The sequence below is a fragment of the Lentzea cavernae genome, from assembly GCF_014653695.1.
Taxonomy (GTDB): domain Bacteria; phylum Actinomycetota; class Actinomycetes; order Mycobacteriales; family Pseudonocardiaceae; genus Lentzea; species Lentzea cavernae.
Map to the genome: position 1 here is coordinate 54,781 of NZ_BNAR01000007.1, position 18,969 is coordinate 73,749.

The 18,969-nt window shown below is 68.1% G+C and carries 16 protein-coding genes, 2 tRNA genes and 1 riboswitch; of the genes, 5 read left to right on the top strand and 13 right to left on the bottom strand.

Features of this window, described 5'->3' with window-relative positions:
* The first annotated feature begins 192 nt into the window (after positions 1 to 192).
* Both IE307_RS23200 and IE307_RS23205 read left to right on the top strand, forming a co-directional pair.
* Positions 193 to 2,487 carry an RNA degradosome polyphosphate kinase gene (locus IE307_RS23200; protein WP_191301005.1) on the top strand — a complete coding sequence of 765 codons (2,295 nt, stop codon included), beginning with the start codon at positions 193 to 195 and terminating at the stop codon, positions 2,485 to 2,487.
* Positions 2,487 to 3,404, top strand: coding sequence for an NUDIX hydrolase (locus IE307_RS23205; protein WP_229905037.1), 918 nt, complete (start codon positions 2,487 to 2,489; stop codon positions 3,402 to 3,404). Before IE307_RS23200 ends, IE307_RS23205 begins: the two co-directional genes overlap by 1 nt.
* 522 nt (positions 3,405 to 3,926) lie before the next feature.
* On the opposite strand, the gene IE307_RS23210 is transcribed toward IE307_RS23205, so the two are convergent.
* From IE307_RS23210 to leuC, 3 genes are all read right to left on the bottom strand, one after another.
* On the bottom strand, positions 3,927 to 4,601 hold the full coding sequence (locus IE307_RS23210) for an HU family DNA-binding protein (RefSeq protein WP_191301009.1): 675 nt from the start codon (positions 4,599 to 4,601) through the stop codon (positions 3,927 to 3,929).
* A gap of 187 nt (positions 4,602 to 4,788) precedes the next feature.
* Positions 4,789 to 5,391 (bottom strand): 3-isopropylmalate dehydratase small subunit, encoded by a 603-nt coding sequence (gene leuD, locus IE307_RS23215; RefSeq protein ID WP_191301011.1) that lies wholly within the window; start codon positions 5,389 to 5,391, stop codon positions 4,789 to 4,791.
* A gap of 3 nt (positions 5,392 to 5,394) precedes the next feature.
* Positions 5,395 to 6,801 (bottom strand): 3-isopropylmalate dehydratase large subunit, encoded by a 1,407-nt coding sequence (leuC, locus tag IE307_RS23220; RefSeq protein WP_191301013.1) that lies wholly within the window; start codon positions 6,799 to 6,801, stop codon positions 5,395 to 5,397.
* Between the two features lie 73 nt (positions 6,802 to 6,874).
* Between leuC and IE307_RS23225 the strand changes: the two genes are divergently transcribed.
* Entirely contained in the window at positions 6,875 to 7,576 is a 702-nt protein-coding gene (locus tag IE307_RS23225; RefSeq protein ID WP_177221282.1) for an IclR family transcriptional regulator, read from the top strand.
* 496 nt (positions 7,577 to 8,072) lie between these two features.
* Here IE307_RS23225 and IE307_RS23230 read toward each other — a convergent pair.
* The 3 genes from IE307_RS23230 to IE307_RS23240 all read right to left on the bottom strand — a co-directional run bounded on the left by IE307_RS23230 (position 8,073) and on the right by IE307_RS23240 (position 9,248).
* Positions 8,073 to 8,145: transfer RNA gene (locus IE307_RS23230), tRNA-Glu, on the bottom strand.
* 143 nt (positions 8,146 to 8,288) lie between these two features.
* Positions 8,289 to 8,360 (bottom strand) — tRNA-Gln (locus tag IE307_RS23235).
* 150 nt (positions 8,361 to 8,510) lie between these two features.
* Complete coding sequence (locus IE307_RS23240) at positions 8,511 to 9,248, bottom strand: HAD family hydrolase (protein ID WP_229904997.1); 738 nt, start codon at positions 9,246 to 9,248, stop codon at positions 8,511 to 8,513.
* A gap of 380 nt (positions 9,249 to 9,628) precedes the next feature.
* Here IE307_RS23240 and IE307_RS23245 point away from each other — a divergent pair, with 380 nt between their 5' ends.
* Positions 9,629 to 10,885: an FAD-dependent oxidoreductase gene (locus IE307_RS23245; RefSeq protein WP_191301016.1), complete on the top strand. Its 1,257-nt coding sequence runs from the start codon at positions 9,629 to 9,631 to the stop codon at positions 10,883 to 10,885.
* Here the strand turns inward: IE307_RS23245 and IE307_RS23250 are convergent.
* The 6 genes from IE307_RS23250 to IE307_RS23275 form a co-directional block, all read right to left on the bottom strand.
* Complete coding sequence (locus IE307_RS23250; RefSeq protein ID WP_191301018.1) at positions 10,875 to 11,534, bottom strand: response regulator transcription factor; 660 nt, start codon at positions 11,532 to 11,534, stop codon at positions 10,875 to 10,877. The two genes, IE307_RS23245 and IE307_RS23250, sit on opposite strands and share 11 nt — an antisense overlap.
* A gap of 67 nt (positions 11,535 to 11,601) precedes the next feature.
* Positions 11,602 to 12,360: a fumarylacetoacetate hydrolase family protein gene (locus IE307_RS23255; RefSeq protein ID WP_191301020.1), complete on the bottom strand. Its 759-nt coding sequence runs from the start codon at positions 12,358 to 12,360 to the stop codon at positions 11,602 to 11,604.
* A 10-nt stretch (positions 12,361 to 12,370) separates the two neighbouring features.
* Positions 12,371 to 13,963: a citramalate synthase gene (gene cimA, locus IE307_RS23260; protein ID WP_229904998.1), complete on the bottom strand. Its 1,593-nt coding sequence runs from the start codon at positions 13,961 to 13,963 to the stop codon at positions 12,371 to 12,373.
* Between the two features lie 323 nt (positions 13,964 to 14,286).
* Positions 14,287 to 15,267 (bottom strand): ABC transporter substrate-binding protein, encoded by a 981-nt coding sequence (locus IE307_RS23265; protein WP_191301024.1) that lies wholly within the window; start codon positions 15,265 to 15,267, stop codon positions 14,287 to 14,289.
* On the bottom strand, positions 15,264 to 16,004 hold the full coding sequence (locus tag IE307_RS23270; protein ID WP_191301026.1) for an ABC transporter ATP-binding protein: 741 nt from the start codon (positions 16,002 to 16,004) through the stop codon (positions 15,264 to 15,266). Before IE307_RS23270 ends, IE307_RS23265 begins: the two co-directional genes overlap by 4 nt.
* Positions 16,004 to 17,026: a FecCD family ABC transporter permease gene (locus tag IE307_RS23275; RefSeq protein ID WP_229904999.1), complete on the bottom strand. Its 1,023-nt coding sequence runs from the start codon at positions 17,024 to 17,026 to the stop codon at positions 16,004 to 16,006. Before IE307_RS23275 ends, IE307_RS23270 begins: the two co-directional genes overlap by 1 nt.
* A 30-nt stretch (positions 17,027 to 17,056) precedes the next feature.
* A riboswitch (cobalamin riboswitch) is annotated at positions 17,057 to 17,206 on the bottom strand.
* 77 nt (positions 17,207 to 17,283) lie between these two features.
* Between IE307_RS23275 and IE307_RS23280 the strand changes: the two genes are divergently transcribed.
* Positions 17,284 to 17,703, top strand: coding sequence for a YciI family protein (locus IE307_RS23280; protein WP_191301030.1), 420 nt, complete (start codon positions 17,284 to 17,286; stop codon positions 17,701 to 17,703).
* Positions 17,704 to 17,774: 71 nt separating this feature from the next.
* Here the strand turns inward: IE307_RS23280 and IE307_RS23285 are convergent, their stop codons facing one another.
* Positions 17,775 to 18,812, bottom strand: a complete 1,038-nt coding sequence (locus IE307_RS23285) for a 3-isopropylmalate dehydrogenase (RefSeq protein ID WP_191301032.1) — start codon at positions 18,810 to 18,812, stop codon at positions 17,775 to 17,777.
* Positions 18,813 to 18,969 lie beyond the last annotated feature (157 nt).

Here is an 18,969-nt window from a genome sequence, read left to right on the forward strand (position 1 = left end):
CGGCGTTCTCGTCGACGTGAGTGCCGAAGCCGTCACGGCGGGTGGTTGGCGGATGCTGCGTCCGGGCCAGAGGGTGACCCTCGAACGTAGCCCTGACGGAGCCGTCACCGCTCTTCGCATGCCTGTTCTGTGACGAGGAGTTCACCAGACGGACGTCCTGGTTAGGGGCGCTCACGGCAATAGTGAGACACAATGCGTGACGTGAGCAAGGACGACAACGACGGTAAGGCGACCCCCTCCCGACGCCGCTCGACGCGCGGCAAGGCAGCGGCCACCCCTCGTGCGGCCACGCCGAAGAGGGAGCCACGCGCGGCGACCAGGCGGGCCTCCACGGCACGGGCGAAGGTCGAACGGGAGCAGCCACCGGCCGTGGCGCCCACGCGGAGCGTCCCCTCGGCGCCGCCCGCGGTGACGCCGAGCGCTCTGCCCACGGACCTCCCGGACGACCGGTACTTCAACCGTGAACTGTCCTGGTTGGACTTCAACGCCCGCGTGCTCGCGCTGGCGGAGGACTCGTCGCAGCCGCTGCTGGAGCGCGCGAAGTTCTCCGCGATCTTCGCGTCGAACCTGGACGAGTTCTACATGGTCCGGGTCGCGGGGCTGAAGCGGCGCGCGGAGACCGGTCTCTCGGTGCGCAGCGCGGACGGGCTCACGCCGCAGGAACAGCTCATCGCGATCTTCAAGCGCTCGCAGGAGCTCGTGGAGCAGCACGCCCGCGCGTTCCTCGACCACATCAGGCCCGGTCTGGAAGAGCACCGGATCAGCATCGTGACGTGGGGCGACCTCACGGACTACGACCGCCTGAGGCTCTCCAACTACTTCAGCGAGCAGGTCTTCCCGGTCCTGACGCCGCTGGCCGTCGACCCGGCGCACCCGTTCCCGTACATCTCGGGGCTGTCGCTGAACCTCGCGGTGACCGTGCGCGATCCCGAGGGCGGCGGCGAGCGCTTCGCCCGCGTGAAGGTGCCGGACAACGTGCCGCGTCTCGTCCGCGTCGAGGCGGACCGGTCGTCGTCGTCCGCGACCTTCCTGCCGCTCGAGGAGCTCATCGCCGCGCACCTGGGCGAGCTGTTCACCGGCATGGAGGTCATCGAGTGCCACGCGTTCCGCGTGACGCGCAACGCGGACCTCGAGGTCGAGGAGGACCGCGACGAGGACCTGTTGCAGGCGCTCGAACGCGAGCTCGCGCGCCGCCGGTTCGGTCCGCCGGTGCGCCTGGAGGTCGCCGACGACATGACCGAGCACATGCTCGAACTGTTGTTGCGGGAGATGGACGTCGACCCGCACGACGTCGTGACCGTGCCCGGTCTGCTCGACCTGTCGTGCCTGTGGCAGCTCTACGGCATCGACCGCAAGACGTTGAAGGACCCGGCGTTCGTGCCGGCGACGCACCCGGCGTTCGGTGAGCGCGAGACGCCGAAGAGCGTGTTCGCGACGCTGCGCGAGGGCGACGTGCTCGTGCACCACCCGTACCACTCGTTTTCGACGTCGGTGCAGCGCTTCATCGAGCAGGCCGCGGCCGACCCGCACGTGCTCGCCATCAAGCAGACGCTGTACCGCACCTCCGGCGACTCGCCCATCGTGGATGCGCTGATCGACGCGGCCGAGGCGGGCAAGCAGGTCGTGGCGCTGGTGGAGCTCAAGGCGCGCTTCGACGAGCAGGCGAACATCAAGTGGGCGCGGGCGCTGGAGAAGGCGGGCGTGCACGTCGTCTACGGCCTGGTGGGCCTGAAGACGCACTGCAAGACGTCGCTGGTGGTGCGCCAGGAGGGCTCCACGATCCGGCGCTACTGCCACATCGGCACCGGCAACTACAACCCGAAGACGGCGCGGTTGTACGAGGACGTCGGCATCCTGACCGCCGAACCGACGATCGGTGCGGACCTCACCGACCTCTTCAACGTCCTCACGGGTTATGCGCGCCAGGACGAGTACCGCTCGCTGATGGTCGCTCCCTACGGCGTCCGCAAGGGCATCGTGGACCGGATCAACCTGGAGATCGAGCGGGCGCAGGCGGGTGAGCCGTCGGGCGTGCGCATCAAGGTGAACTCGCTCGTGGACGAGCAGGTCATCGACGCGCTGTACCGGGCGTCGCAGGCCGGCGTGCCCGTCGACGTGGTCGTGCGCGGCATCTGCGGGTTGAAGCCGGGCATCAAGGGACTGTCGGAGAACATCCGGGTGCGCTCGATCCTGGGCCGGTTCCTCGAGCACTCGCGCGTCTTCCACTTCGTCGCCGCCAACGAGTACTGGATCGGCAGCGCGGACATGATGCACCGCAACCTGGACCGCCGCGTCGAGGTCGCCCTGAACGTCGCCGACCCGCGCCTGATGAAGCAGCTGGGCGACATGTTCGACTCCGCGCTCGACCCGCACACGCGCTGCTGGGTGCTCCGTTCTGACGGAGAATGGGAAGCCTCGCCGTCGGACGGCTCGTCCGTGCGGGACCACCAGATGGAACTGCTGCACAAGCACGGAGCTCTTGGGTGATCAAAGCTGCTGGGGCGGTGCTCTGGCGCGATGCCGGCGGAGACGTCGAAGTCGCGGTCGTGCACCGCCAGCGTTATGACGACTGGTCCCTGCCGAAGGGCAAACTCGACCACGGGGAGACGATTCCCGCCTGCGCGGTGCGGGAGATCCACGAGGAGACGGGCTTCTCCTGCGTGCTCGGCCGCCATCTGCGGCAGGTCTCCTATTCGGTGAAGGGCGTGCCGAAGACCGTCGACTACTACGCCGCCGAAGCTGTTTCCGGTTCTTTCGCGGCCAACGAGGAAGTCGACGAACTGCGGTGGCTGCCGGTCGCCGAGGCCTCCTCGTTGCTGACCTACGAACCGGACCGCGAGGTGCTGGAGGAGTTCGCCCGCCTGCCCGCAGACCTGCTGCTGGTCGTGCTGGTGCGGCACGCGAAGGCCGGCAAGCGGTCCGAGTGGGACGGCGACGACGACCTCCGCCCGCTCTCGGACGCCGGCTGGCGCCAGGCCGCGGCGCTGCGCACGTTGCTGCCCCTGTGGGCGCCTGTGCGCGTCCACACGGCGCCCAGGGTGCGTTGTGCGGACACCGTGCGGGGCGTGGCCGAGGACCTGGACGTGGACGTCGTCGAGGAGCACCGCCTGTCGGAGGAGGGCTACTGGCCCGACCCGGACGCCGGTCTCGTGCGCCTGCTGGAGGTCGCCGCTCAAGAGGGCCGGGCCGTCGTCTCGTCGCAGGGCGGGGTGATCCCGTCGGTCGTGCAGTCGCTGGCCGAAATGGGCGGGCTGCGCCTCGACGAGATCCCCTGCAAGAAGGGCAGCACCTGGGTGCTCGCCTTCACCAGGCCGTTCGGCACCTGGTCCACTTCGGACTCGCCTTCGCGCTGGCCAACGCTGGTGTCGGCGCATTACCTGGCCTCGGCACTGCCGCGTCCGTAAGGCAGTTCTCAGACGTTCCCAGCCGCCGTCTTCCCGCTCCGACGAAAGTTCGCCTCTGGCAACCAAGTCGGGCGGGAGGGCGGCGGTTTCGCTTGTGCCGGGGGTGTTCGCAGGCGCGTCGGCGTTATTTCTACTGGTGGGCAGAGGGGTTGCGGAAGGTCTCCGGAGGAGTGCCGGGAAGGCCGTGCGGCAATCGGCGCGACCGGTTCCGCAATTCTGAGACGCGACTCGGGAACGTTTCTCCGAGCTCGTCCGCACACGCTCTGCGGTGAACTGCTCACCACGCCTACCGCGCTTCCTCAGCGCCTTCGCGCGCTTCCCCACTGCCCCAGTGGACTCCCCGGCCGCCCGGGTCGCCTCCCTGGCACCCCAACCATCTCAGCGACCCTCTCGCGCGCCTTTCCTGCAGGCCAACGACCTCGTCGACGACCTCTCCCCGGACACGCGGAAGGCCCCGGTGTGCGCACACCGGGGCCTTCCGCGTGGTTCTGAAGTGACGCAGCCTCCCTCAGGAGGCCCGTCTCACTTCTTCTTGGCAGCCGTCTTGCGAGCAGCCGGCTTCGCAGCCGCGGTCTTCGCCGCGGGCTTGGCAGCAGCCGTCGTCTTGGCAGCGGCCGGCTTGGCAGCGGCCGTGGCGCGCTTGGCCGGAGCCTTGGCAGCAGCCGTCTTGGTGGCGGCGGCCTTCGTGGCGGTCGCCTTCGCAGGCGCCTTGGCAGCAGCGGGCTTCGCCGCGGCGGCCGTGGTGGTGCGACGGGTCGCGGGCGCCTTGGTGGCGGCCGCGGCCGTGCGGGTGCGCGTCGTGGTCGTCGCGCGGGTCGTCGCGGCCTTGGTCGCCGGAGCCTTGGCAGCCGCGGGCTTCGCGGCGGCAGCGGCGGTGGCGGGCTTCGCGGCGGCCTTGGCGGCAACGGCCTTCGGCAGCTTCTTCGCGCCGCTGATGACGTCCTTGAACGTCGAGCCGGGGCGGAACGCGGGCACGTTGGTCTTCTTGACCTTCACGGTCTCGCCGGTGCGCGGGTTGCGCGCCGTGCGGGCCGCACGGGCACGCTTCTCGAAGACGCCGAAGCCCGTGATGTTGACCTTCTCGCCCTTGTTGACGGAGCGCACGATCACATCGACGAGCCCGTCAACAGCAGCACCGGCGGTCTTCTTGTCTCCGAGGCGCTCGGCGAGCGCCTCGATGAGCTGGGCCTTGTTCACCTTCAGTCCCTCCCAGGACGCTCACGGCCCATAAGCGTCGGGCCGACTAGAACGCAACGGTAGGCCCAAAACGCAAGAAATACCAATCGCCACGCCAGATTTTTCGTTGTGGCGTGGCTAATTGCGCCCCTTCGAGGGACGGGAGGCGCCGGATTCGCCCCTCTCAAGGGGAGAATCCGGCCCCCTCTCAGACCGCCGGAAGCGGATCCGTTGTGGGCAGCCAAGTCTGGCGATTGCCCTCGAAATCGCTGATCTCGGCCTCGTGGCGCAGCGTCAAAGCGATGTCGTCGAGGCCTTCCAGAAGGCGCCAGCGGGTGTAGTCGTCGATCTCGAACGGGGCTACCAAGTCCTTGGCGCGAACGGTCTTGTCGGTGAGGTCGACGGTGACCGGCGTGCCGGGTTCTGACTCCAGCACCTTCCACAGCAGCTCGACATCGGACTGGCTGCACTGCGCCGCCACGAGTCCCTGCTTGCCGGAGTTGCCCCGGAAGATGTCCGCGAACCGGGACGAGATGACGACGCGGAAGCCGTAGTCCATCAACGCCCAGACGGCGTGTTCCCGAGAGGACCCGGTGCCGAAGTCGGGGCCCGCGACGAGGACGCTGCCCGCCTTGAAGGGCTCCTGGTTGAGGATGAAGTGCTCGTCACCGCGCCAGGCGGCGAAGAGCCCGTCCTCGAACCCGCTGCGGGTCACGCGCTTGAGGTAGACGGCCGGGATGATCTGGTCGGTGTCCACGTTGGACCTGCGCAGCGGCACGCCGACGCCCGTGTGGGTGGTGAAGGCATCCATGACTCAGACCTCCAGGTCTGCGGGGGCGGAGAGGGTGCCGCGCACGGCCGTGGCGGCGGCGACGAGCGGGGACACGAGGTGCGTCCGGCCGCCCTTGCCCTGCCTGCCCTCGAAGTTGCGGTTGGAGGTCGACGCGCTGCGCTCGCCGGGTGCGAGCTGATCCGGGTTCATGCCAAGGCACATCGAGCAGCCGGCCTGCCGCCACTCGGCGCCCGCGTCGAGGAAGACCTTGTCCAGGCCCTCGTCCTCGGCCTGCTTGCGCACCCGCATCGAACCGGGGACGACCAGCATCCGTACTCCTGAAGCGACGTGCTTCCCCTTGATGACGTCCGCCGCGGCGCGCAGATCCTCGATGCGCCCGTTGGTGCAGGAGCCGAGGAACACCGTGTCCACGCGGATGTCGCGCAGCGGCGTGCCGGGCTCGAGGCCCATGTACGTCAGCGCCTTCTCGGCGGCCACGCGCTCGTTCTCGTCCGCGATCTTCTCGGGGTCGGGGATGTTCGCACCCAGAGGCAGTCCCTGGCCGGGGTTGGTTCCCCACGTGACGAACGGGGTGAGGTCCGCCGCGTCGATGTGCACCTCGGCGTCGAACGTCGCGTCGTCGTCGGTGCGCAGCGTCCGCCAGTACTCGACGGCCTCGTCCCAGTCCGCGCCGGACGGAGCGTGGTCGCGGCCCAGGATGTAGTCGAACGTCGTGTCGTCCGGCGCGATCATGCCGGCGCGCGCGCCCGCCTCGATCGACATGTTGCAGACCGTCATGCGCGCTTCCATCGACAGCGCCTCGATGGCGTCGCCGCGGTACTCGAGCACATAACCCTGCCCGCCACCGGTTCCGATCTTCGCGATGACCGCGAGGATGATGTCCTTCGCCGTGACGCCCTCACCGAGCGCGCCGTTGACGTTGATGGCCATCGTCTTGAACGGGCGCAGCGGCAACGTCTGCGTCGCCATCACGTGCTCGACCTCGGACGTGCCGATGCCGAACGCCAGTGCACCGAACGCACCGTGGGTGCTCGTGTGGCTGTCGCCGCACACCACCGTCATGCCCGGCTGCGTGAGGCCGAGCTGCGGGCCGACCACGTGGACGATGCCCTGCTCGAAGTCGCCCATCGGGTGCAGCCGCACGCCGAACTCCGCGCAGTTGCGCCGGAGCGTCTCCACCTGCGTGCGCGACACCAGATCCGCGATCGGCTTGTCGATGTCGACGGTCGGAACGTTGTGGTCCTCGGTGGCGATCGTGAGATCGGCCCTGCGCAGCTTGCGGTTCGCGAGGCGCAGACCGTCGAACGCCTGGGGGCTGGTGACTTCGTGCAGCAGGTGGAGGTCGATGTAGAGCAGGTCCGGCTCCGCACCACTTCCGTGGCGCACAACGTGTGCCTCCCACACCTTCTCCGCGAGCGTGCGGCTCATCGCGACATCTCCCACATCATGGACGCGCCGACAGATCTGGACTTCTCACTGTCTGGGAAGTTAGTATCGGCTTGTGGGACAGCATAGCGGGATCGGCGTGCTGGACAAGGCAGTGGCCGTGTTGAACGCCGTAGCAAAAGATCCTTGTGGCCTGGCCGAGTTGTGCAACCGCACAGGCCTCCCGCGAGCGACCGCACACCGCCTGGCCGTGGGCCTCGAGGTGCACCGGTTGCTGCGCCGGGGCTCCGACGGCCGCTGGCGCCCAGGCGCGGCCCTGGCAGAACTGGCAGGCGGCGCGACAGACCCGTTGCTGGACGCGGCTTCCTCAGTCCTGCCACGCCTGCGCGACATCACAGGCGAGAGCGTCCAGCTCTACCGCCGCGACGGCATGCAACGCGTCTGCATCTCCTCAGCCGAACCCCCTTCCGGCCTCAGAGACACGGTCCCCATCGGCGCAAGGCTCCCCATGACAGCGGGCTCAGGCGCCAAAGTCCTGGCCGCGTGGTCAGACCCAGGCACCCAAAGGGCAGTCCTGGCCGACGCCGTCTACGGCGAACGCACCCTCCTGGAGGTCCGCCGCCGAGGCTGGGCCCAAAGCGTCGCAGAACGAGAACCAGGCGTCGCCTCAGTCTCAGCCCCCGTAAGGGACTCCTCCGGCGCCGTGGTGGCCGCCGTCTCGGTAAGCGGCCCCATCGACCGCATGGGCCGCCGCCCAGGAGCCCGCTGGGCCGCAGACCTACTAGCAGCAGCCGAGGCCCTGCAAAGCCGCCTCTAAAGCACCACACCCCAAGGCCGCCCTAACCCTCCGGATAGGGCGGCCTTCCGCATGCCACCCCCGACACGCCGCCCCACCCACCCGACACGCCACACAACCCGTCTCAACAGACACCCGCCACACGGCCCAACGCCAGCCAGAAGCATGGCGCGTCAAAGAGGGCCAAGCAGACAGCGAAGTTGTGCCATGAATGCCCACGAAGAGACGACGTGGACTTAGCGACCTAGAGAGGAGAGGAAAGCCACAGATGAGGATCCCCAAGACATCGCAATAGACAGCGACCCAATTCAGGACTCACCTGACCCGGCTGACGCGAAGCGAAGTCCCACACACATTCGCGAGCGAAGCGAAGCGCCAACCAGACCCATCGGGCACATCAACTCCGGGGGTCCGGGGGCGGAGCCCGCCGGCTGGGGGTCTGGAAGCTCGGCCCCCAGAGGACAAAAGCGAAAGAGGCCTGTCTGCGTTCTCCGCAGACAGGCCTCTCCCACCTCTGTAGCCCCGAAGGGATTCGAACCCTCGCTACCGCCTTGAGAGGGCGGCGTCCTAGGCCGCTAGACGACGGGGCCCTAGAACTTCTTGCTGGTGTGAACCTTATCAGATCGCTCTGCCCGGTCCAAATCCGGCTATTCAGTTCTTTTCTTACCTACTGCTGTGTCTTGCATTTTCAGCAGCTCCAGAAGCTTACCCGAGAGCAGTTCTTCCGCAGCAGCTGGGGTACCAGGACTCGAACCTAGACTAACTGAACCAGAATCAGTCGTGCTGCCAATTACACCATACCCCATTGGCTTTCACGATCGACTTCGTCTCTCCGAAGGAGTTCCGAGGTCCTCGTTGCTGCCGTGAGAAATACTAGACCACGCCCCCACCAGAAGTGAAATCGGCCCCCACCTACACGCATAAGCGCAGGTGAGGGCCGGTCTCGAGGTCGATCTCAGGCGTGCGCGGTGGAGAGCTCGCACACGAGGAGCTCCGGCAGTTCCGCGAGCGTCGTGATGGACGACAGTCCCGCGGGCAGCGTGCCGCCGGTCGGGCCGATGCGGTTGATCCAGACGCCGTGCATTCCGGCGTCGCGCGCGCCGATGGCGTCGGCGTGCAGGCGGTCGCCCACGTGGACGGTGTCGCCGGGCGAGACGCCCAGGGCCAGGCACGCGGTGTGGAAGATCACGCGGTCAGGCTTGGCGCAGCCGACCTCCCCGGCGATGAGCACGGCGTCGAAGTACTCGGCGAGGCCGAGCTGGGCGATCTTCATGCGCTGGTGGCGGCCCGACGCGTTGCTGATCGCGGCGATCGGGAGGCCCGTGGCGCGCAGCCAGTCGAGCATCGGGATCGCGTCCGGGAACAGGCACCAGCTCGCCGAGAGGATCTCCTGGCGACCCAGCTCGCGGCGGGTGGCCTCCTCCAGGCAGAGCTCCTCGCCGAGCGCGGCGAAGAAGGCCTGGGTGCGGATGTTGCGCATGTGCTCGTACTGGAGCTCGCCGGCGAGCTGGCGGGAGACGTGGTCGTCTGTGATCCGCTGCCACAACGACCAGGCGTCGGCGTTACCGACCATCGAGGCCAACGCGGCTCGCGAAGAAGAGCTGTAGTCGACAAGTGTGTCGTCGACGTCCAGGCACACAGCGCGGATCTCGCCGGTTCTCTTACGCGTGAAAGTCGGGGACGCAGTTGTCACCCCGGAAGGTTAGGTGCGAGGGGCCCTCGTCCGATTCGGCTAACGAGGTGATTCCTACAGGTCCTTGCACGATCAAGCGGACCTTGAGGCCCCGAACGAACCAGTCAGACTCCTCCGGGCGCCAGACGCAATCGCCCAGTCGAGTGTTGTTCGGCGGGGCAACGACCTCCGCGCGGCCGGACCGTTCCGCGAGCGCGACACTTTAGACCGCACAACGACATTTCGCCCCAACCGCAACCTTTTCGAGGCCTGGCCCGCCAGACTGTCCACATTGGACGGCCCCGAACGAGAGCCACGCCACTGCGAACACGGCTTGACGCACCTGGCGATCACGAGCATGCTTGCCTTAATTCAACATGAGTTGAAAAGAGGGGATCACCATGGAGAGGACAACCTGTCTCGTCGTCGGCGGCGGACCTGCCGGGATGGTGCTGGGGCTGCTCCTGGCCCGCGGGGGCGTCGAGGTCACGGTGCTCGAGAAGCACGGCGACTTCCTGCGCGACTTCCGCGGCGACACGGTGCACGCGTCGACGCTCACGCTGCTGGACGAGTTGGGGCTCGGTCCGGCTTTCGAGCAGGTCCCGCACCAGGACGTCGACAAGATCGAGGCGCTGCTCGACGGCGGCGCGAAGGCCACGATCGCCGACCTGTCGCGGCTTCCCGGTCCGAACAAGCGCATCGCGATGGTGCCGCAGTGGGACTTCCTCGACCTGCTGGCGGACGCGGGCAGGCTCGAGCCGACGTTCACGCTGCGGATGAACACCGAGGTCACCGAGATCACCAAGAGCGGCAACAGGGTCACGGGCGTGAAGTACCGGGACCGCGTCAACGGGCACGAGGGCGAGTTCGCCGCCGACCTCGTCGTCGCGGCGGACGGGCGGAGCTCGATCCTGCGCGCGGCCGTGGAACTCCCGGTCTACAGCTTCGGCGCGCCGATGGACGTGTGGTGGTTCCGGTTGCCGCGCAAGGAAAGCGACGCCGTGAAGGGTGGCGCCGGCAGGTTCAGCTCGGGCAGTGCGCTCGTGCTGATTCCACGTGGCGAGTACTTCCAGTGCGCCTTCCTGATCCGCAAGGGAACGGACCAGGCCGTGCGCGCCGAGGGAATCGAGAAGTTCCGCGAGCGCGTCGTCACGCTCGTCCCGTGGCTCGCGGACAGGGTCGGTCACATCACGGACCTCGACGAGGTGAAGCTGCTCGACGTGAAGCTGGACCGGTTGCGCCAGTGGCACGTGGACGGACTGCTGTGCATCGGTGACGCGGCGCACGCGATGTCACCGGTCGGCGGCGTGGGCATCAACCTGGCCGTGCAGGACGCGGTGGCGGCCGCGACCGTGCTCGCGAAGCCGTTGCGGGAGGGCCGGGTCACGGGCGCGACGCTCGCGAAGGTGCGCGGGCGCAGGCTGTTCCCGACCGTGGTGATCCAGACCGTGCAGCGGGTGATCCACAGGTTGTTCCTCGGCCGCAAGCTCAACAGCACCGAGACGGTGTCGAGCACGGGCATGCCGTTGCCGCTCAAGATCGCCCAGAAACTGCCGTTCCTGCAGGCCGTCCCCGCCTACGTGGTCGCGATCGGCCCGCGTCCCGAGCACGCGCCCGACTTCGCGCGGAGGGACCCGCAGACCATTGTCAGGTCGTGACGAACGCCTCGGAGGACTCGCCGAGCACCATCGCCACGGCGTGGGCGCGGTCACGGGCGCCCAGCTTGCGCAGGATCGCCTTCACGTGGGTCTTCACGGTGTCGTTGCTGATGAAGAGCCGCTGGGCGATGCGCGCGTTGTCCATGCCCTTCGCCATCTCGGCCAGGACGTCGAACTCGCGCGCCGACAGCCGGCCGAGCGACGCCGGCGGCGGCATCCGCGACGGCAGGCGCGCGAGTGATCCGACTCGCGCGTCGATCGTGGCGGGAGCACCTCGCACCGCGGCCGCGATCAGCGGCAACAGCTCGGCCACGGGCGAGGTCTTGAGCAGGTAGGCCACCGCGCCGGCGTCGAGCGCCGCGCGGGCCCAGCTCGGACTGTCCGCATTGGACAGGACGACGACAGGGGCGCCAGGCCGGTACTGCGCCGTGTCCCGCACGGTGCGCAGCGGCCCGGCGCCCGGCACGTCGAAGTCCGTGACCACCAGGTCCACCGGTGTGCCCCTCAGACTCCGCGCAGCGTCGGCCACGGTGTGGGCGATACCCACAACGCGGAAGCAGTGCGTGCGGTGCAGCGAGATCCGCAGCCCTTCGGTGATGAGCTGCGAACCGTCGACCAGCAACACACGGGTGCACGCCGGGTCCGTCATGACACCGGGAAGTTACTCGTGGGTACCCGGGTGCGTGAACTGCCGGACGCCGGATTGCTCCGTACGGCTACCTATTTGCGACCGGATTGGTGAGCGTACCGAGGCCGTCCACAGTCACGGAGACCGTCTGTCCGGCCCTGATCGGCCCGACGCCCGCCGGGGTGCCGGTCAGGATCAGGTCGCCCGGCAGCAGCGTCATGATGTGGGAGACGTACTCCACGAGTGACGGGATGTCGTGCACCATCGAAGAAGTACGACCGTCTTGTTTCACCTCACCGTCGACCTCGGTGACGAGGCGCACGTCGGACGCGTCGAACTCGGTCTCGATGAAGGGACCCAACGGGCAGAACGTGTCAAAACCCTTGGCACGCGTGAACTGCACGTCCTTCTTCTGCAGGTCGCGCGCCGTGACGTCGTTGGCGATGGTGTAACCCATGATCACGCTCGTGGCCTTCGCGCGCGGCACGTCGCGGCACGGCTGGCCGATGATGACGGCCACCTCGCCCTCGAAGTCGACGCGCTCGGACACGGCCGGGAGCTTGATCTCCACGTTCGGGCCGACCACCGACGTGTTGGGCTTGAAGAACAGCAACGGCTCCGCGGGAACCTCGTTGCCGAGCTCCTTCGCGTGGTCCGCGTAGTTCCGCCCCACACCGATGATCTTGGTCGGCAGGATGGGAGCGAGCAGCCGCACGTCGGCCAACGGCCACTTCCGGCCGGTGAACGTGGGCGTGCCGAAGGGGTGTTCGGCGATTTCCGCGGCTTCGTCGCCTTGAACCTCGACGAAGGCCACGCCTGCGGGATGAGCGATCCTGGCAATACGCACGTACTACACCTTAGATGTGTGAGCTGGAACGCATCGACTTGTGCACCAATGCGTCACACAGTGCAAGCCAGGAAGCCTCGACGATGTTCCCGTGCACCCCGACCGTCGTCCACTCGCGTTCGCCGTCGGTCGACTCCACGAGCACGCGCGTCACGGCGTCCGTACCGGGGTGCTCGGTGAGGATGCGCACCTTGTAGTCGGCCAGCTCGACGGTGTCCAACCAGGACAGGTGCGGCAACAACGCCTTGCGCAGCGCCGCGTCCAGGGCGTGCACGGGCCCGATGCCCTCGGCGGTCGCGATGACCCGCTCCCCCGCCACGTGCACCTTGACCGTGGCCTCGGACACGATCTCGCCGTCCGACCGGTGGTCCAGCACGACCCGGTAGGACTCCAGCGTGAAGGGAGGAGTGTCCAGTTGGGACAGCTCGCCGCGCAGCAGCAGCTCCATCGAGGCGTCGGCCGCCTCGAACGACCAGCCCTTCGCCTCCAGCTCCTTGACGCGCTGCAGAGCACTCCCGACCTCGGTCCCCCGGCCGGCCAGGTCGAGCCCGAACTCACGTCCCTTGAGTTCGATGCTCGCCCGACCGGCCATCTCGGTGACCAGCACCCGCATGTCGTTGCCGACGGTGTCCGGAACAATGTGGTTGTAGAGCTCCGGATCCACCTTGATCGCGCTCGCGTGCAGACCCGCCTTGTGGGCGAATGCTGACGACCCGACATAAGCCTGGTGGGTGTCGGGTGCGATGTTCGCGATCTCGGCCAACGCATGGGAGACACGGGTGAGCTCGGCCAGCGCCCCGGTCGGGAGCACCTCCATGCCGAGCTTGGTCACGAGGTTTCCCACGACGGCGAACAGGTCCGCATTACCCGCTCGCTCGCCATAACCGTTGGCGGTGCACTGAACGTGCGTCGCGCCCGCCTGAACGGCCGCGAGAGTGTTCGCCACAGCACAGGACGTGTCGTCCTGGCAGTGGATTCCAACACGGAAACCCGTCTTCTCGACGACCTCCGCGACCGTCTCCGCGAGCCCGAGCGGCAACTGCCCGCCGTTCGTGTCGCACAGCACCACGACGTCCGCGCCACCCTCCACAGCGGACTCCAGCACCTTCAGGCTGGTGTCCGGCGAGAACGCGTACCCGTCGAAGAAGTGCTCGGCGTCGAGGAAGACCCGCCTCCCATGTTCCTTCAGGAACCTGACCGTGTCGCGCACCATCTTCAGGTTCTCGTCGGCGTCCGTCCGCAACGCCCGCTCGACGTGCCGCAGGTCCGACTTGGCCACCAGCGTCACCACCGGCGCCTGCGACTCCAGCAACGCCCTGACCTGCGGGTCGTCCTCGACCTTGACCCCGGCCTTGCGCGTCGCCCCGAACGCCACCAGCTTGGCGTGCTTCAGTTCCAGATCCCCGGCCGCCGCCCGCGCGAAGAACTCCGTGTCCTTGGGCAACGCGCCGGGCCAGCCGCCCTCGATGAACCCGACGCCGAGCCCGTCCAGCAACCGCGCGACAGCGAGCTTGTCCGTGACGGAGTACGAAATGCCCTCACGTTGTGCTCCATCGCGCAACGTCGTGTCGTAGACGTGGAACTCGTCGCTGGGGCCGGCCATCGGAGTCATCTCCTCATCAGGGCAAACAAAAAGACCCCCCGCGGGATGCGAGAGGTCTGCGCGTCGGGTGCCTGGGGCGGCAGCTACCCGACGCGCTCGTCAATAATGGTGGCGGTGAACTGAGCCATGACCGGGATGCTGCCACAGCTCAGCACGGCGTACCAAGCGACGGGAGGAAATCTCCCACTATCTGGTCACGGGTTCACGCTCGTGACTTCAGGGCCAGAGGGGCCGCAAGGCGACCACCCTGCTGGAACCGCGACCAGCTACCGCAAGCCCACCCGCGCGGTGCCCACTGCCGCCGGGCGATGACACCCAGGAGCTCAGGCCCCGGCCAGGAACTTCGCGAACGCCTCGATCGAAGCCGCGTTCCGAGGCCCCTCCACCAAAGCCGCGTACGGCAACGAGAAGAACCGCTTTCCCTGAATCGCAGGCGAGTTGGCCAACGGCGCGAACCTCTCCAGGAACCGCTGCTTCTCCTCAGGCGTGTTCGCCTCACCGTCCGCATAGTCCACGATCAGCACCACGTCGGGGTTCCGCTGCACCACGGTCTCCCAGTTCACCGTCGTCCAGCTGTCGTTCAGGTCCCCGAACAGGTTGTCCCCACCGGCCCGCGAGATCACGTCCTGCGGCGCCGCGTTCTTCCCGGACGTGAACGGCTGGTCCTGCCCGCTGTCGTAGAGGAACACCTTCGGCCGCGGCTTGCCCTCCATCAGCTTCCCCGCACGGGCGATCTGCTCGGAGTACCCCTTGATCAGCTCCTCGGCCTTCGCCTCGACCCGGAAGATCTTCCCCAGGTTGCGCAGATCCGTGTACAGCGCGTCCAGCGCCGGCATGATGCCGCGCTGCTTCCCCACACCGTTGCGGCACGCCTCGGTCAACAGGTAGCTGCCGATCCCGAGCTCCTTCAACGCGTCCGGGGTGAAGCCGGTGCTCTCGCTGAAGCCGTAGTTCCAGCCGGCGAACACCAGGTCCGCGTTGACGCCCTGCACGACCTCCTTGGAGATCTTGTCGGACAGGTGCTTGCCGCTCTCGAAGTCCGCCTTCCACGGCGAGGTCTGCACGTCGACCGTCTTCAGACCGTTCACGACGTAACCCGCCATCCGGTCCTTCAGGCCCAGCGCGAACATCATCTCGGTGATGCCGGTGTCGTTCGTGACCACTTTGGACGGGATCTTGTCGAAGGTGACCTGCTGGCCGCAGTTCGTGACGGTCACCGGGTCGGACGCGGAAGGGTCCTTCGCGACCGTGGCGCCGCAGCCGGAGACGAGCAGCAGGGCGGCTGTGACGAGTGCGGTTCTCAAGGGGTGACCTCCTGGTCGAACAGGAGTTGGGGCACTCCTGTGGTCGGGTGTCGCACCACGTGTGCGCTGACGTGGAAGACCTTGGCGATCAGCTCGGGGACGAGGACTTCCGAAGGTGTGCCGGAGGCGACCAGCCTTCCCTCGTCGAGCACGTGCAGCCGGTCGCAGTAGGACGCGGCGAGGTTCAGGTCGTGCAGGACGGTGAGCACGGTGATGCCCAGGCTTCGCGCCAGCGCGAGCACCTCGAGCTGGTGGCGGATGTCGAGGTGGTTGGTGGGCTCGTCCAGCACGAGCACCTGGGGTTCCTGGGCGATCGCGCGGGCGATGAGCACGCGCTGGCGTTCGCCGCCGGACAGGCTGAGGAAGCTGCGGCCGGCGAGGTGGGAGACGTCCACTGTGTCCAGTGCCTCGCCCACCACGCGGCGGTCGCGGGCGGAGTCGCGTTCGTGCGGCAGGCGTCCCATCTCCACGACCTCGGCGACCGTGAAGTCGAACTCGACCTGCGACTCCTGGCTGAGCGCGGCGAGGTCGCGGGCGATGTGCTGTCGCTTGTGGACGTTCTCGCCGTCGATCAGCACGGCGCCGGAGTCGGGTTTCAGCGCGCGGTAGACGCAGCGCAACGTCGTCGACTTGCCGCTGCCGTTCGGGCCGACGATGCCGACGACCTCGTTCGAGGCGTGCAGCGTGATGTCCGTGATGATGCCGCGGACGGTGACCTGGTCGATGTCGACGCGCATCAACGTCCTCCGAACACGTAGGTCTTGCGGCGCATGAGGAAGATGAAGCACGGCACGCCGATCGCGGCCGTGATGACGCCCAGCGGCAGCTCCTCCGGCGCCGCGAGCATCCGCGCGGCCACGTCGACCCAGACCAGGAACGAGGCCCCGGCGAGGGGTGCGAGCGGGAGGACCTTGCGGTGGTCGGCGCCCACGACCATGCGCGTGAGGTGCGGCAGCATCAGCCCGACGAAACCCACCGCGCCGCTCACCGCCACCAGCACGCCCGTGATGCCGGCGGTGACGATGAACAGGTGGGTGCGGAACCGGTTGACTCCGACGCCGAGCGTCGTCGCGGTCTCGTCCCCCATGGCCAGCGCGTTGAGCTGACGGGCCCTGGTCATCAGGTAGGCGATGCCGAGCACGGTCGCGATGGCGGCGATCGGCAACGACGTCCAGCTCGCACCGCCCAGACTGCCGAGCAACCAGAACATGGCCGCCCGCGCCGCCTCCCCGTGCGGTGCCTGGAACACCAGCAGCATCGCCACGGCGGAGAACCCGTACGCCAGCGCGGTCCCGGTCAGCACCAGTCGCAACGGTGTGAGCCCACGGCTCGTGCGCGCGGTGATGTAGACCAGGGCGGTGGCACCGAGACCCGTCACGAACGCCCCGACCGACAGCGCGTAGACGCCGAGACCGGACAGGACACCGAGCGTCGCCACGGCCGTCGCACCCACGCTCGCGCCCGACGAGATGCCGAGGACGTACGGGTCGGCCAGCGCGTTGCGGACCATGGCCTGGATCGCGACGCCGACCGTGCTCAGCCCCGCGCCCACGACCGCGGCCAGCAGGACTCGGGGCAGCCGGATGTCCCAGACGATGTGGTACTGGCCGACGAGGTCCGCGGGGATCGTGCCGCCGCGGATCGCCTCCCAGAGCAGTTCGGCGGTGACGTCGAACGGGACGGAGACGGGGCCGAGGGCCACGCCCGCGACGATGCTGACGACGAGCACGCCGATGAGCGCGCTGATCTTGGAGATCACTGGGTCCTTCCCGCAGTCCACGGCGGAATCGGAGGTGCTGGGCACCGTGCGCGGGTATTCGGGCTCGTCCCCACAGAGGTGGGGCCTACCGTTGCGGGTCAGCGCCGGACTTCGACCGGACTTCCCCCACGCACGACTTCAGTGACCCTACCTGCGAAAACAGGAAGTTCGGAAATTTTTCGGGTGTGATGTCGATCCGGCACCACGCCCGTTCGACCTCTGGACGTCAACGAGCGAGACCCACAGGGAGACACACCGTGAAGTACATGCTGATCATGCGCGCCACCGACGAGGCCTTCGAGAACATGGGCGAGTTCGACTTCGACAAGATGCTGGAGACGGTCGGCGCGTACAACGACGAGCTGATCCGCGCCGGTGTGCTGCTGGCCGCCGAGGGCCTCTCCGACGTGTCCGAGGGCGTCGTCGTCGACTACTCGCAGGAGCCGCCGGTCGTCACGGACGGCCCGTACGGCGAGACCAAGGAGCTGTTCAACGGCTTCTACCTGCTGAACGTCGCCTCGATCCAGGAGGCGGTCGAGTGGGCGAAGCGCATGCCGATGACCGGACCGGGGTTCAAGACCGAGATCCGCCGCGTGCCGACGATCGACGAGTTCCCGCAGGACAACGAGTGGATCCAGAAGGAGCGCGCGTGGCGTGAGGCCAACGGCCAGCTCTGACGCACGACGCGGAGAAACGCCGAAGCCCGGCCGGAGCAGCTCCGGCCGGGCTTCGAAACATCTGGCAGAACTCAGCCCGTGCGCACGTTCGACGACACGAGTGCCGCGAGACGGTCGCCGATGGCGTAGGTGGCCCCAGGCGACTGGTGGTCCCTGGTCGCCAGATCAAAGGCCACGGAGGCCTCGATCCGGCGGGCCGACTCGTGCTCACCGAGGTGGTCGAGCAGCAGCGCGACCGACAGCACGGCGGCCGTCGGGTCGGCGATGCCCTGGCCCGCGATGTCCGGCGCCGAACCGTGCACCGGCTCGAACATCGACGGGTTGCGCCTCGTGACGTCCATGTTCCCCGACGCGGCCAGGCCGATTCCGCCCGTGACGGCGGCGGCGAGGTCGGTCAGGATGTCGCCGAACAGGTTGTCGGTGACGATCACGTCGTAACGGCCCGGGTCGGTGACCATGTGAATGGTCGCCGCGTCCACGTGCTGGTAGGCCACGGTGACGTCCGGGTGCTGCAGCGAGACCTCCTCCACGACGCGCGACCACAACGAGCCGGCGTGCGTGAGGACGTTCGTCTTGTGCACCAAGGTCAGGTGCCGGCGCTGGCGGTTGGACGCACGTGCGAAGGCGTCCCTGACCACGCGCTCGACGCCGAACGAGGTGTTCAGCGAGACCTCGGTGGCGATCTCGTGCGGCGTGTCCTTGCGGAGCAGGCCGCCGTTGCCCGCGTACGGGCCCTCGGTGCCCTCGCGCACCACCACCATGTCGATCTCCGGCGGGTCCGCGAGCGGGCTGCGGACACCGGGGTAGAGACGAGCCGGGCGGAGGTTCACGTGGTGGTCGAGTTCGAAGCGCAGCCTCAGAAGCAGGCCCCGCTCCAGAATTCCGCTCGGCACCGAGGGGTCGCCCACCGCGCCGAGCAGGATCGCGTCGTGCTGGCGGAGCTCACCGAGCACCGACTCGGGCAACAACTCTCCCGTGGCGTGCCAGCGCGCCGCGCCGAGGTCGTAACGCGTGATCTCGGCCGCCGGAACGACCTCACCGAGAACCTTCAGGGCCTCAGCGATGACCTCGGGCCCGATCCCGTCTCCTGGGATCACTGCGAGCCGCATCCACACACCTCCCAGGTGTCAGTCCCCAATTGGTGGGACTACTTTCCTCACGCGAAAGGCTACCGGCAACGCGGCCGCTCTCCGCATGCCGGACACCCCATCGGGGTGTTATCTCCCGTACTGCGGGACACCCACACGGCCCATTCCCCGCTTTCGA

What these genes read in the sequence shown, in the direction of transcription:
- leuD (WP_191301011.1), bottom strand. Translation starts at nt 5,391, where the DNA reads ATGGATGCCTTCACCACCCACACGGGCGTCGGCGTGCCGCTGCGCAGG.
- leuC (WP_191301013.1), bottom strand. Translation starts at nt 6,801, where the DNA reads ATGAGCCGCACGCTCGCGGAGAAGGTGTGGGAGGCACACGTTGTGCGC.
- IE307_RS23245 (WP_191301016.1), top strand. Translation starts at nt 9,629, where the DNA reads ATGGAGAGGACAACCTGTCTCGTCGTCGGCGGCGGACCTGCCGGGATG.
- cimA (WP_229904998.1), bottom strand. Translation starts at nt 13,963, where the DNA reads ATGGCCGGCCCCAGCGACGAGTTCCACGTCTACGACACGACGTTGCGC.
- IE307_RS23250 (WP_191301018.1), bottom strand. Translation starts at nt 11,534, where the DNA reads ATGACGGACCCGGCGTGCACCCGTGTGTTGCTGGTCGACGGTTCGCAG.
- IE307_RS23200 (WP_191301005.1), top strand. Translation starts at nt 193, where the DNA reads ATGCGTGACGTGAGCAAGGACGACAACGACGGTAAGGCGACCCCCTCC.
- IE307_RS23285 (WP_191301032.1), bottom strand. Translation starts at nt 18,812, where the DNA reads ATGCGGCTCGCAGTGATCCCAGGAGACGGGATCGGGCCCGAGGTCATC.
- IE307_RS23270 (WP_191301026.1), bottom strand. Translation starts at nt 16,004, where the DNA reads ATGCGCGTCGACATCGACCAGGTCACCGTCCGCGGCATCATCACGGAC.